This window comes from Streptomyces lancefieldiae, assembly GCF_031845825.1.
Classification (GTDB): domain Bacteria; phylum Actinomycetota; class Actinomycetes; order Streptomycetales; family Streptomycetaceae; genus Streptomyces; species Streptomyces lancefieldiae.
The window spans coordinates 1-12,022 of the sequence record NZ_JAVRFH010000098.1; the positions used below are offsets into that span (position 1 = coordinate 1).

At 68.1% G+C, this 12,022-nt stretch carries 14 protein-coding genes and 4 pseudogenes; 13 read left to right on the top strand and 5 right to left on the bottom strand.

From position 1 onward, the window contains the following. From RM812_RS39060 to RM812_RS39070, 3 genes and pseudogenes are all read left to right on the top strand, one after another. Nucleotides 1-191: lasso peptide biosynthesis B2 protein (locus RM812_RS39060; protein ID WP_311585241.1), on the top strand; the 191-nt coding region annotated here is incomplete at its 5' end. 160 nt (nt 192-351) lie between these two features. Then, the gene (locus RM812_RS39065) at nt 352-603 is read left to right on the top strand and encodes a hypothetical protein (RefSeq protein ID WP_311585243.1); all 252 of its coding nucleotides are present in this window, start codon (nt 352-354) and stop codon (nt 601-603) included. 76 nt (nt 604-679) lie between these two features. Then, nucleotides 680-892: pseudogene (locus RM812_RS39070) on the top strand (hypothetical protein); the annotation flags it as partial. Nucleotides 893-1,016: 124 nt separating this feature from the next. On the opposite strand, the pseudogene RM812_RS39075 reads toward RM812_RS39070, so the two are convergent. Beyond that, nucleotides 1,017-1,466 (bottom strand): annotated as a pseudogene (locus RM812_RS39075) (Type 1 glutamine amidotransferase-like domain-containing protein); the annotation flags it as partial. Nucleotides 1,467-1,944: 478 nt separating this feature from the next. On the opposite strand from RM812_RS39075, the gene RM812_RS39080 reads away from it, so the two are divergent. Then, complete coding sequence (locus RM812_RS39080) at nt 1,945-2,382, top strand: hypothetical protein (protein ID WP_311585245.1); 438 nt, start codon at nt 1,945-1,947, stop codon at nt 2,380-2,382. Nucleotides 2,383-2,483: 101 nt separating this feature from the next. On the opposite strand, the gene RM812_RS39085 is transcribed toward RM812_RS39080, so the two are convergent. The 3 genes from RM812_RS39085 to RM812_RS39095 all read right to left on the bottom strand — a co-directional run bounded on the left by RM812_RS39085 (nt 2,484) and on the right by RM812_RS39095 (nt 4,225). Further along, entirely contained in the window at nt 2,484-2,984 is a 501-nt protein-coding gene (locus RM812_RS39085; RefSeq protein ID WP_311585247.1) for an ATP-binding protein, read from the bottom strand. Nucleotides 2,985-3,316: 332 nt separating this feature from the next. Then, entirely contained in the window at nt 3,317-3,529 is a 213-nt protein-coding gene (locus RM812_RS39090; protein WP_311585249.1) for a hypothetical protein, read from the bottom strand. A gap of 285 nt (nt 3,530-3,814) precedes the next feature. After that, nucleotides 3,815-4,225: an STAS domain-containing protein gene (locus RM812_RS39095; protein ID WP_311585251.1), complete on the bottom strand. Its 411-nt coding sequence runs from the start codon at nt 4,223-4,225 to the stop codon at nt 3,815-3,817. A gap of 868 nt (nt 4,226-5,093) precedes the next feature. Here RM812_RS39095 and RM812_RS39100 point away from each other — a divergent pair. The 9 genes and pseudogenes from RM812_RS39100 to RM812_RS39140 all read left to right on the top strand — a co-directional run. Further along, nucleotides 5,094-5,582, top strand: a complete 489-nt coding sequence (locus RM812_RS39100) for a hypothetical protein (protein WP_311585253.1) — start codon at nt 5,094-5,096, stop codon at nt 5,580-5,582. Nucleotides 5,583-5,943: 361 nt separating this feature from the next. Then, the gene (locus tag RM812_RS39105; protein ID WP_311585255.1) at nt 5,944-6,987 is read left to right on the top strand and encodes an SGNH/GDSL hydrolase family protein; all 1,044 of its coding nucleotides are present in this window, start codon (nt 5,944-5,946) and stop codon (nt 6,985-6,987) included. 322 nt (nt 6,988-7,309) lie between these two features. Then, a complete protein-coding gene (locus RM812_RS39110) occupies nt 7,310-7,609 on the top strand; it encodes a gp53-like domain-containing protein (protein WP_311585257.1) in 300 nt (99 codons plus the stop codon). 253 nt (nt 7,610-7,862) lie between these two features. Next, nucleotides 7,863-7,991, top strand: coding sequence for a hypothetical protein (locus RM812_RS39115; RefSeq protein ID WP_311585259.1), 129 nt, complete (start codon nt 7,863-7,865; stop codon nt 7,989-7,991). 190 nt (nt 7,992-8,181) lie between these two features. After that, on the top strand, nt 8,182-8,421 hold the full coding sequence (locus RM812_RS39120; RefSeq protein ID WP_311585261.1) for a hypothetical protein: 240 nt from the start codon (nt 8,182-8,184) through the stop codon (nt 8,419-8,421). A 204-nt stretch (nt 8,422-8,625) separates the two neighbouring features. Next, nucleotides 8,626-9,150, top strand: coding sequence for a GNAT family N-acetyltransferase (locus RM812_RS39125; RefSeq protein WP_311585263.1), 525 nt, complete (start codon nt 8,626-8,628; stop codon nt 9,148-9,150). Between the two features lie 68 nt (nt 9,151-9,218). After that, nucleotides 9,219-9,635 carry an actin-binding ADF family protein gene (locus RM812_RS39130; RefSeq protein ID WP_311585265.1) on the top strand — a complete coding sequence of 139 codons (417 nt, stop codon included), beginning with the start codon at nt 9,219-9,221 and terminating at the stop codon, nt 9,633-9,635. 193 nt (nt 9,636-9,828) lie between these two features. Further along, nucleotides 9,829-10,398: pseudogene (ku, locus tag RM812_RS39135) on the top strand (non-homologous end joining protein Ku); the annotation flags it as partial. 7 nt (nt 10,399-10,405) lie between these two features. After that, nucleotides 10,406-11,038, top strand: a pseudogene (locus tag RM812_RS39140) (NF041680 family putative transposase); the annotation flags it as partial. A 767-nt stretch (nt 11,039-11,805) separates the two neighbouring features. Here the strand turns inward: RM812_RS39140 and RM812_RS39145 are convergent. Continuing rightward, nucleotides 11,806-12,022 (bottom strand): hypothetical protein (locus RM812_RS39145; RefSeq protein WP_311585267.1); only part of this gene is annotated, 217 nt, incomplete at its 5' end.

Consider the following 12,022-nt stretch of genomic DNA (forward strand, 5'->3'; position numbering starts at 1 on the left):
TGGCCACCGCCCTGCTGTGCCGGATGCGCGGCCACTGGCCCACCTGGTGCAGCGGAGTACGCACCACACCCTTCGGAGCCCACGCCTGGGTCGAAGCCGACGGCCGACCCGTCGGCGAACCAACCGATACCGCCACTTACCGGCCGATGATCACCGTGCCGGCGGCGGACCGCGACGGCACGGACAGCTAATGCCGCCAGGCACCGCCGCCCCTGTCGGTGCCCCAGCCGCATCGCTCGCCGCAGCTCTGCCCCGGCAAGCGCGGCGAGGAGCCCGTGCGCGACCGCCCCAACAAGGCGAGGCCGACGGATCGACAGACAAGGCCCGGGCCGAGCACTGGAAGCAGACCGCATGAGCGCATCCGGCTGCGAGCCGCTTCACACCCCTCCAGAGGCCCGCGCGAAGATCACTTCCGCCCTGCTCGCGCACGGATGGGAGCGCGGGGCAATCGAGGAGGTGCTCGACCTGTACAACAGCGAACTGGCACGCCGGATCCGCGAAGAGCGCAAGGCCGTGGAAGCCGAGAACATCGCCTCACACGCTTACCTCTTCGACGGCATGGACTACGCGGCCGACATCATCGACCCGCACTCGCCGAGCTGACCTACTGAGGTTGTCCCGTATGGGGTGTGAGCTATCCAGTGACGGCCAGGCTGTGCAGCCGGGCGATGCCGAGCATGGCCTGCGCCGAGACCTCGACGCCGTGACCGCCGTCCTCACCCTGTACTGGAGCTCGGGCAGCATCGAAGGCGCCGTGAACTGCATCAAAAAGATCAAGAGACAGCTCTACGGACGAGCCGGTTTCCACCTTCTCCGGAAGATGATCCTGCTGCAGTGGCCCGGAAGCAGGCATTTTGCTGATGCGGGTTCGGCGGGCCAGAACATCGTGTGATCACCCTTGTGTGTGCCGCCTGCGCCGCCCTCTGACCAGGGCTGTGCAGTTGTCCGAGACCCTGGTCGGGCCAGAGTTCGACTGGCGAATTGACCCGACGGGTATCGCCGGGCCCCTCACCCGTTCACGCCCGCTGATTGACCTGGTGTGTTCGCGCGAGCAGACGGCATGGCAGGGCTTGTACTGAAACCCCGCTGTCTGTGTCTGGTTCCACCCGATACAGCAGAGCCTCAGGTGCGAGTGTCACGCAGTCCGTCAGATGACCGTTGATGAAAAGGGCGCCGACTCCGTCTTGTACTGCCCAGCCGGCCGGAAGCGCGTGGCTTGCCACAGCCGCCTGATAGGACGCTCGTCGGCCCGGTTCACTGTCGTAGTGCGGGCAGACCGAGCCGGACAGCAGGCCCAGCCCATCGGAGAGGTGGGTCAGTGGCCCAAATGAGTCGGTGTGCGAGCCCTCGGCCCAGCAGTTGGCACCAGCGCTGATGCCGCACAGCAAGGTCCCTCGGTCGAAGGCCTCGCGAAGTAGCTGGTCCACGCCATGCGCGCGCCAGACCGCCAGCATTCCGGCTGAGCTCGCCCATCGACACCTCTTGGTACGACATGACCAGCTGCCACCAGAACCGCATGAAGAAGCGGCATTCCTGCGGGTCACGGTCGTCTGCGAGGCGATCATGAATGACCCTCTGGACGTGCCGCCGCTGCTCGTCATCACGAAAGCCGGTGTTGAGGTCAGTCAGGGTCACGTCCGGACACCAGCAACCGCGTTCGTTCACCTTCCGGAGTGGGTCTCAAGACTGTGTAGGGCATTCCTTAGAGGTTCTAAGTAACCACAGATGCCGACCGAGAAGTAGGCGGGCGTGGCGTCGGTCGCGGCGGCCACGCCCAGTTCGGCCACCAGGGCGAGCCCGGCTACCGCCCATCCTCACGGGGCAGCGGATGCGGCAGTGCACGACCTGCGGGGTGCCGTCGTTCTTCTGTCCGTCCTATTCGTGGTAGTTCTCTGCCCAAGCACCCAACAGTGTGTAATCAGTCGTTCACGGAAAGAGAAGACTGTGGTTCGCCTTCGCGCCGCCCTCACCGCCCCGCTCGCCGCCTGCGCCCTGCTCCTGTCCGCAACCGCGCCCGCCCACGCCGCCGAGGGGACCCTCACCTGGGACATGTACAGGCTCACCGACACCGACCCCAGCGGAGACGCCGACTTCAAGGAAGAGGAGTACCAGGTCACCATGGAGGACCCGGCCCCCGGCTGCCACACCATCCCCGAGGACGCCCGGTACAAGAGGGTCCACACCGAGGAACTGTTCATGCTGCAAGAGGTCTACCGGTTCCAGAACGACACGGAGCAGCCGGTCATGCTCATCGACGCTCCCTGCGATCCCAGCAACGAGCACAACCTGCCCTCCGGGTCGTTCCAGCTGCTCGACATCGTCAGCCCGGGCAACTCGGCCGGCAACTGGCCTGAGAACGCCCGTTCCATCCTCATCGGCTAGCCACAGGCCGCCCCGGTCGGCACCGGCCCGCCAACTCGGTCAGCGCGTCGATGAACGGCTGAGCAGGCGTTCCCGGCTCTGCAACGGCGGCTGCCCTGCTTCTAGGCCTCGCTGCTGTGAGCTCCCACGGCCTGGCGGCCGGTGATGTCTCCGCCCGGGGCGTCGGCGAGCGTGACGGCGGCGGTGATCCGTTTGCCCACCGGTTCCCGGTGAACGCAGAAGCTCTGGCACACCGCCGTCACGATCTCCAGGCCGTGCTGACCGATGCGGTCCGGGTCGGCTGCCGGCACCGACGGCAGCGTCGTGCTGCTGTCCCACACATGCACCCGGACCACCCCCTCGCACAGTTCCAGTTCCAGCAGGCACGGTCCCTGCGCGTATCTGCGGGCGTTGGTCACCAGCTCGCTCACCACCAGCTGCACCGTGTCCACGGCCCGCGCCGACACCGGCAGTCCATGCACGGTCTGCAACGACGCGAGGAAGCCGCGGGCCATGTCACGAGCCCCCGCGATCTCCGCACTGCCGCCCTCGAACGAGGCACGAACGGCTACCGGACGGCCGGCAAGCGGCCCGTGGCCCTCATTTTGCTCAGCAAGGTACATGGATCCGCCTCACTTCCGAAGCGCCGCAGACGTTTACCTCCCGTGCCCCCAGAACACCGGCACACTCCACACCCGCTCGCCAAACATCGGTTACTCAGTGTCACGACCCCCAGTCGGCTTCGGAAGAACCTTCTTCAGGATGCCTGCTCTCTGGTGCTCGACATTCAAAGGAGGCTCCTGTGTTCTGCTGCCGCAGCCGTGTCGTCGCCCGGGCGTACGCGTTGAACATGCCGGCGGCCTGCACCCTGTCTGCCCGGCAACGGAGTAAGCCGCCGCCCTCACCCGGCTTCCTTCATTCACGGGTCGGCCGGTGGCCGGCCCCCGGGAACGCGTCAGGCGTGATCGTGGCCGTCGGCGGCCTCTGCGGGCTTGTCTTCCGCAGGAGCAGCGGGTGGTGGCGGGAACAGGAAGTCTTCGAAGGCGTCCAGCGCGAACATCAGCAGGAGCAGCACGACCGGCACGAGCAGAGCTATCACGACCACGATGCCTCCCGATGGAACACTGATCACGGGAATGCGCGGCGGCAGAAGGACCACGCTCAGCATGGGCCGAACGAGTGAACGCCGCACGCCCGGCACGGGACCGCGTAGGCCGTTCGGGTGACACTCGCCTTGCACATGCGTGCTCGAAATGCCCAGGGCGGGATCGTGGGTCAGGCGCCGGGCAGGCCGCGCGGCGGGGTGGTTGTGCGGGTCGGGTGGCGGGTCATCAGGATGATCCGGACGGCTTCAACAGCACGCGCCTGGCTCGCCGCCGGTGTGCCGGCGCTCTGGCGGCTGCGCCGTGTCAATGCCTGGCCGGGCGGCTCTCATGGCCGGGCGCGGCTGCCCTCAGGGCCGGGGGCCGGGCCAGTGCGCCAGGCCGTCGAACGTCGGCGCCTGGCGGGTTGCCTCCTGTGGCGAGTCGTAGAACTCGTAGGCATCGCCCAGGCCGCCGGACCTGAAGACCTTGATGATCTGAGCCGAGGGGCACGTGATCCGCAAAGAGCCCTCCAGCGCCCGGATGCGCTTGGTGACCGCCACGACCATGCCCAGACCCATCGAGTCCAGGAAGGGGACGGCACACAGGTCCAGGACGAAATCGCGGTGCCCGTCACCGAGCAACAGGTCGACTGTCTTGCGGATCCCGGCGTGCGTGCGCACGTCCACCTCGCCGTCGACCTCAACAACCGTCCAGCCGTTGATCACGTCGCAGCTGACGGTGAAGAGCTCGTCACGGACGATGACCGCTCGCCTGGCCATGGCCATCCCCTTCTTTCACGGTTCTGGACGACACAGGGTTCCGGCGGGCGCCTTCCCAGCAGTCCAGAGATCAGTCCTTGCAGGCAGCTGCCGTCTGGCTCCGTCCAGAACACGCGCCCGCTGATCGCAGGCCGGGCCGAAGCGTGGCTCCCGACCGCCGTGCCCATGCCACCGGACCACAAGCAGCTGCCTCACGGAGATCCGGTCCCTACCAGGGTGCTGTCCAACGACCGAACCCGCCCGGTGCCGGGAAACGCTGAAGGGCCGGCACCCGTCAGGCGGGACGCTGGCCGGCCCCCGGGGCACAGCCGCCGGAACAGAAAGGGCCGACGGCGGCTGACGACACCGCACCAGCCGGACCCGTAGCGGGAGTTGTGCGCCAGGAGTTCGGGCTTGCTATAGAAGAGTCTCACCGCAAACACAACCTGTAATCGTCTAGATGCGGTAGGTACTGGGGTGTGGGGGGTGAGGAGAGCGCGCGGCAGGAGCCCACCGCAGACACCGCAGGTTGGGGCGCAAGAGCGGCGCAAAGCAGCCCGGGCAGGACGGCGCGGGAGTCGACGGTCAGGCCCCGCAGCACAGCCCTGAGCAGGAGCGGGTGACGAACGGACCGCAACGGCCCCGGTCACCCACTCCCCCGTGCGCCGCCCGTGTGAGTGAAACGGCCAAACCGGAACAGGCGCAGCGCGACCGGCCCGCCCGGGACCCGTCACGGAGATCCGGTCACCACCAGAGCACCGTCCCCCGCCCGGCGGGTCTCACGGGCGCGGAGCATCGGTGACAAGTAGAGCCGCGTGCCCTCGCGGTACAGGGCGCACTGGTATCACCTGGCCCGCCTCGGGCCTGCCAGCTGCTCGGCGTCCCGGAGATGGCCGAGCTCGGCGGCATCACCGCCTCTACGCTGCGGGCCTACATTTCGCGTGGCAACAGCAAGGTGCCCCAGCCGCAGGCGACGGTCGGCGGCCGCGGCCAGTGGGCCCGTGCAGTGACCGACGACTGGGTGGAAGCACGCCGGCGCTCCTACGAGGGCGTGCGGGCCACCATGACCGCCGGCGACCGCGACAACCTCTCGCCCGGCGCCGCCGAGGTCCGCGGCCATTTCGCCGACGACTTCCGCAGCCTGCTGGGGGACCGCCCGGACGTACGCAAGCGGTGGGTCCTGCGGTCCCGCAACGAGGACTCCGTCCGCGAGGTCGCCAACGCGCTGGCCTGGGACGTCGCGGTCAGCCTGGATCGCATCTGCCCACCGAGCTCCTGGGAGCGACCACTGCACGCGGGCTCGGGTCTCTGCGGCCCGGAGGCTGAAAAGACCCGGCGTACTGCGGTCCCGGTCCCGCTTCAGGTCAGGGGACGATGAGGTGGAAGGGCTGGTCGGAGTCGGAACCGCCCGAATCGGTCAGTACGGAGACGTGGGTGCCGGCGGTCGTCCCTCTGCCCGCAGGGACACCGCGCACTCCCGCAGTCGCTTCTCATCCACAGCATGAAGTGGTGCCGAACAGCGCACTTGGGAGTCCCGGCGCCTTCATGTACCACCCGGGCCCGGTGCGATCACGGGTGCACCGTTCGCCTCTTGTGTGAGGAATGAGGGTTGCATGCCCCCTGCGGGTGACCTGACCGGTCACCCCCGCCGCCTGGGACCGGCCGTCTGCCACCGTCGTGATCCGGGATGCGGAGTGATCCGTTCCTCTCCTCGTGGGTCCCGACGAAAGGGCACAGGCATGCCTTCGGCCATGCGCAAGACGACGACAACTCCAAGGGCGCGGCGGCTGGCCGCGGCGGCCGTCGCGCTGGGCGGCTGCCTGGCGCTCGCTGTTCCGGCGGGAGGTGCCGTCGCGGCGCCCGCCGACCCGGTGCCGACCGTCTTCTTCGGCGACTCCTACACCGCCAACTTCGGCATCACTCCCGTGAACAACCCGGACAACGAGAGAGGCTGGTGCTTCCAGGCCACGGAGAACTACCCCGCCGTCGCCACCCAGCGCCTGGCGGACAAGGGCATCACGCTCGACGTCCAGTCGGACGTCTCCTGCTCAGGCGCACTCATCAACAACTTCTGGCAGGAGCAGGCGCTTCCCTTCGGCGCCGGGAGGGTCCCGGCGCAGCAGAAAGCGCTCAAGGACGACACCCGGCTGGTCGTGGGCGGCATGGGCGGCAACACGCTGGGCTTCACCAGCATTCTCAAGCAGTGCTCTGACAAGCTCCGGGGCGACGAGGGAGTGCTGCTGCCCGGAGAGCCGGTGGATGCGGACAAGCCGGCCGGCGAGTGCCGGGACTTCTTCACGTCGGAAGACGGAAAGGCATGGCTGGACTTCCAGCTCGGGCAGGTCCAGTTCGAACTGGAGCAGATGCTCCAGGACATGAGCTACATCTCCCCGGACGCGGAGCGTGTCCTGGTCGGCTACCCCAGGCTCGTGCCCGAGGACACGACCAAGTGCCTGAAGGCGGCCCCCAACCAGACGGAACTGCCGTTCGCCGACATCCCCAAGAACGCGCTGCCCATCCTGGACCAGGTCCAGAAACGGCTCAACGACGTCATGAAGAAGGCCGCCGAGGACGACTTCGCCGACTTCGTCGACCTCTACGACCACACCGGAAGCAACACAGCCTGCGACGGCGCCAACCGGGGCATCGGCGGCCTGCTGGAGTCCTCCAAGCTCAACCTCTTCGGCCAGCCGATCCCGTGGTACGCACACCCCAACGAGAAGGGCCGCGACATCCAGGCCAAGCAGGTGGCCACCAAGATCGAGACAGTCCTCAACCGCTGACGCGCCACACACCCCGCTCGAGGGCGCACCGCCGACCATCAGCCCTCACCCCCGGCGCCTCCTGCGGCGGGCACTCTCCGCAGGATCCAGCGAGCCTCGCAGTGGGCCGGCGGGCCCCCGGACGGCACCCGAACCGCGCCGGCGCGGGCGCACCCGACCCGCTCAAACCGACATCACAACGAGGAACAAGGCGCTGGCTGAAAGCCGATCGCTCGTTAGCGGCAGTCCGGCATGAACGACCAACCCGGTGACGAGCCTTCCCTCGGCCGTTGCAGACGGCCGGGCAAGGCACCCCCCCCCACACACACAAAGGAAGCTGACCATGAGCCTCATCCAGACCGGAAAGATCGACCTCAGGTCCGACAACCCGATCGAGACGAGCGGCGGGAACACCTCGACCTTCACCCGCGTCACCTTCCCGACGCCGTTCCCGGCGGGAGCCAGCGTGGTCGTCCTCCCGCTGACGCAGACCTTCAACGGCCCCGAAACGCCGGGCATCCGCATCCACGACGTCACCAACACCGGCTTCCTCATCCGCCTGAACGAGGTGTACGCCGGCGCCGCCAAGAGCGACGGCAAGCACACCACCGAGACCATCGGCTGGCTCGCCGCCACCGTCTGACCACCACGCACCATCCAGGGCGGCCGGTCCACTACCTGGTGGCTCGGCCGCCCCTACCTCGTGTGGGTGCCTTCCGCTGGAGCACGGCACACAGCCGGTGACGGAAGCCCTCGGGCACCGACACGTGCTCGGAGGCGGGCCGGGACGTGCTGTGTCAGGCGCTCTGGAATGCAATTAAGCACGTTCTACGGGCGAAGAGGCAGTGCTCCGGCCGTGCGCGTGCGCCATTCGGTCCGCGGCGCTCGGCCGGGGCGTGTTGTCACTGGCCGGTCGCCTGTCGGAGGTCCTGACCGCCAGCCCCGGCACCGCCCGCATCGACATCCACATCGGCAACCCAACCTTCGCCAGCGGCCACGCCACCGTCACCATCAAGCTCCCCTAACGCGGCAAGCCCGAGCCAGGGCGAGGGACACGCCCATCGAGGCCGAGACCGCGCCGGTCCGGGGCGGGGCCGGGCAGCAGGCCGCCGCATCCGGTCTCTGGGCCTGACGCGGTCCCGCATCGGCAAGCCGGAGCCCGTCACAGGCAGATCGACTACACCTCCGCCGTGAGCTGATCAGGACAGCGCCCTGATGCCAGTGCTGAACAGGCGGGCCCTGTTCGGCGGACGCGAAGAAGACGAGATCGACCAGGAAGAGGACGACGGCGGCGAAGGCGACTGCCAGGAAGCCGGCTCCGGGCGGGATTCCTGCGGCGCGGACTTTGCACCCTCCGTGCCGAACGCCCCGCTCGTGCCGGGCACCCAGCAACCGCCGGCCACGGCGGCTTCCCCGGGACCGCCGAAACGCTCGGCACCACGGTTTGGTCTGTAAGGCCGGTCGCGGGCGTGACCGATGGAGGACCAAGCCCGCCACACCGCCGCGCAGAAAGCCGCCTACCAGGACGCCACTTCAGTTGGCGTGCTCTCGCGGCAGACTGGGGTGATCACTGCTGCCTTGTGAAGACCCCACCGCGCTGCATCTGGCTGAGACCAGTCACTGCCGAAGCGTGATCACGATCGGTGGCATCATTCCCTGATGAACGAGCGTCAGCACTCCGCTGCACTGACCGTGACCCGCCTGGATGCCTACGACAACACCGAGATCTTCGGAGATGCCCCCGATCCGTTCGGGGTTGCCGGGTGGGGTCTGGTCTGGAGGCTCAAGGATCAGCACTTCGGGATCAGGGTGGACGGCCGGCTCGTCGCCCACGCCGGGCTGGTCGTCCTGCCGCTGTCGGTCGGCGAGAGCCGGATGGACGTGGTGGGCCTGGGAGGTGTCGGCGTTGCCTCGGATCAGCGGGGCCGGGGGCTTGCCCGGCTGGTGGTGAACGGCGCCTTGGAGTACGCTCAAGTGCTGGGGCCCGAGTTCGCGATCCTTTTCTGCCGCCCGGACGTGGCCGGCCTCTACACGCGGCTCGGCTGGCGCACCTTGGACGGTGACGTTGAGGTGGAGCAGCCTGCCGGCGTGGCGGTGATGCCGCTGCGGACGATGTGGCTCCCGCTGCGGCAAGGGAGCCGCTGGCCCGAGGGGGCGGTTCGGTTGCACTCGCGCCCGATGTGAGCACCCCAGACGTAACAGTCCGTTAGTATACGTAAGCGGAGCGCAACTGCTTATGGGTGGAGGACGTCATGGCATCGGGTGTCGGGATCAACGATGTGTGCCTGCAGGAATACCAGGCCCTGAAGCTCGGCAAGAAGCACAGGTACATCATCTTCAACCTCAGCAAGGACAACACCGAGATCATCGTCGAGAAGGCCTCCAGCTCCCCCGAATACGACGACTTCATCGCGGACCTGCCGGAGACGGAGTGCCGATGGGCCGTCTACGACCTCGAGTTCGAGAAGGACGGAGCGGGCAAGCGAAACAAGATCGTCTTCTACTCGTGGTCGCCGGACGAGGCCAAGATCAAGCAGAAGATGTCCTTCGCCGCCTCCAAGGACGCCCTCCGCCGGTCACTCGTAGGCGTCGCCGTCGAGATGCAGGGGACCGAGTACAGCGAGATCGACTTCGAGTCGGCCCTCGACAAGGCGCGCCGCAGTCACTGACCCGTCGGCCCGCTCCAACGACGAGGGCCCCCGGGCCTGTCCGTGGATGCGCCTCACCCGCGGGCGTCACCGGGTCCGTCACCCAAGGCCGGCGTGTTCCAAGGTGCCGGTAGCGCTGAGTCGGCGCCCAGCAGGACGCCCAGCCCGGCGCCTCGTAGGCTGGCCCTGCTCGGGGCTGTCCTGGAGGTCTGCCATGCCCCGAACGATCTGGTCCGGCGCGATCAGCTTCGGCCTGGTCAGCGTGCCGATCCACGTGGTCGGCGCGACCGAGGACCACAGCATCCGCTTCCACCAGGTCCACCTGGAAGACATGGCCCGGGTACGGACCCGCAAGATCTGCGAGCTGGAGGACCGCGAGGTCCGCAGCGACGAGATCGGCAAGGGCTACCAGCTCACCCAGGAACACGTCGTACCGGTCACCGACCAGGAACTACGGGACCTGCCCCTGCCCACGGCGAAGGCCATCGAGATCGTCGCCTTCATGCCGTGGCAGTCGATCGACCCCATCCGCATCGGCGACGGCTACTACCTCCAGCCCGACGGACAGGTCGCGGCGAAACCCTACAAGCTGCTCCGCCAGGCCCTCGAGCGCAGCAGCCGGGTGGCCGTGGCCCGCTACGCCTGGTCGAGCCGGGAACGCCTGGGCCTGCTCCGGGTGAGGGGCGAGGCGATCGTCCTGCACGCGATGCGCTGGCCGGACGAGATCCGCAACCCGTCCTCGCTGACCCCGCCGCCGGTGGAACTGTCCGACGAGGAGACCGACGGAAGGCGACGCGCAGGCGTGGGACCGGCTGCACCCGCGGCTGACCCGCCAGGCCGCATGGCTCAACCACGACGGGCCGCTGCCCATCATCGAGGGCACCGTCATCCGCCTGGTCGTGGAGAAGCTGCCCAGCGGCGGTGTCAACAAGCCGGTCTGGCTGTGGTGGTCGCGCACCGGTGCCACCGAACCGGACGTCGACCGCTGCTGGCAGTCTTCCTTCGCCGCTTCGACATCGAGCACACATTCCGCCTGTTCAAGCAGACCCTAGGCTGGACCAAGCCCCGGCTTCGCAGCTCGGAAGCGGCCGACCGGTGGACCTGGCTCGTGATCGCCGCCTATGCCCAGCTCCGGCTCGCACGCCTGCTGGCCACCGACCTCCGCAGGCCCTGGGAGAAGCCGACCGAGCCGAACAAACTGACACCCGCCCGCGTCCGCCAGAGGGTTCAGGAACCTGCACGCGAAGACCGGCTCTCCGGCCGGCGCACCGAAACCGTCCCGCCCCGGCCCAGGCAGGCCGCCCGGCTCGAAGAACCGCCGTCCCGCCACCCGGCACGACGTGGGCAGAGTCCTCTCCACCGGCGAGGCATACAGCCGACCCGCCCACCACAAGGTGGGGACGAAACCCCGACGAACTGGATAAATGACAAGGTAAGTGCCTGTTTCTGAACCCCCGTAACGACAGGTCAAGGGCTGCCCGTCCGGAATGAGAGCTTTGCGTAAGCGTTCGGGGAACGGTCACCGTGACCGTTCCCCGAACGGAACCTCTGAGGCTGACATGACGGGAGCGGCTCGCACCCGGGCCTACACGGTCAGACGGGCTGGCCATCGGAGCATCCGACGGGTACCGGCCGGAGGAGGGTGTCTCGACCGCCGCCGACCTTCGAAGGCCGGGCGCTGTCAGCCTCCTGAGCCGCTGTAGTGGGGTTCACCCGAGCTAAGCCCTCCCCTGCCTGCGCAGTATGCGTAAGACCCTGCCCCGTTGCTCATGGATACCCATGGGCCCCAGACGAGCGACCCGTCGTTGCATCGGGCCGTGGCCTGCACCTTCCCTGAGTAGCCCCAGCACCTGATGCCGTACGTGTTCTCGTCCTGCCACGGTATGCACTCAGCAGCCACGGCGTCGATCGCCGTCGTTGCAGACACTGTGGCGCTTGCGGGTACCTGTGCGGCCCCCGCCGCCAGGACAGCGGTTGCGGCCATGAAGGCAAGACTTCTACCGACTCGTACAGTCACGTGTCCTCCCTGGATTATGTGGTGGCCGCCCGGGCCAGGGGCCGACACTCAGTCTCGCGACCTTGCCTGCAACATCCGGATCAGGCGTCAGGGTTGCCGACGAGGGTGTCCAAGGTCGCGCCGTCGGCAGAAGCTAGGTTCTGCCGACGACCGCGGGCCGGCGGACGGCTTGGCTCAGTCGTGCTGCGGAACGTCCCAACCGCCGCATTCGACTTCCACTCCGCCGTCGACCCGGCACTCCTTCACCTCAAACGGGTCGTACAGGTCGACGGTCCCACGCTGCTGAGACCACGTCTGGGATACCGATTTTTGGTATCCCGAGGCGGTGAGAGGCCCGTGGGCGCCGCTGAAGCCCCCCCACGCCCAGCGCCAGCGGAAGTAGACGCGACCA

Excerpts from the sequence above, each read along its gene's own strand:
- RM812_RS39120 (WP_311585261.1), top strand. The coding sequence starts at position 8,182 with ATGCCAGTGCTGAACAGGCGGGCCCTGTTCGGCGGACGCGAAGAAGAC.
- RM812_RS39105 (WP_311585255.1), top strand. The coding sequence starts at position 5,944 with ATGCCTTCGGCCATGCGCAAGACGACGACAACTCCAAGGGCGCGGCGG.
- RM812_RS39085 (WP_311585247.1), bottom strand. The coding sequence starts at position 2,984 with ATGTACCTTGCTGAGCAAAATGAGGGCCACGGGCCGCTTGCCGGCCGT.
- RM812_RS39110 (WP_311585257.1), top strand. The coding sequence starts at position 7,310 with ATGAGCCTCATCCAGACCGGAAAGATCGACCTCAGGTCCGACAACCCG.
- RM812_RS39125 (WP_311585263.1), top strand. The coding sequence starts at position 8,626 with ATGAACGAGCGTCAGCACTCCGCTGCACTGACCGTGACCCGCCTGGAT.
- RM812_RS39095 (WP_311585251.1), bottom strand. The coding sequence starts at position 4,225 with ATGGCCAGGCGAGCGGTCATCGTCCGTGACGAGCTCTTCACCGTCAGC.
- RM812_RS39130 (WP_311585265.1), top strand. The coding sequence starts at position 9,219 with ATGGCATCGGGTGTCGGGATCAACGATGTGTGCCTGCAGGAATACCAG.
- RM812_RS39100 (WP_311585253.1), top strand. The coding sequence starts at position 5,094 with ATGGCCGAGCTCGGCGGCATCACCGCCTCTACGCTGCGGGCCTACATT.
- RM812_RS39065 (WP_311585243.1), top strand. The coding sequence starts at position 352 with ATGAGCGCATCCGGCTGCGAGCCGCTTCACACCCCTCCAGAGGCCCGC.
- RM812_RS39090 (WP_311585249.1), bottom strand. The coding sequence starts at position 3,529 with ATGCTGAGCGTGGTCCTTCTGCCGCCGCGCATTCCCGTGATCAGTGTT.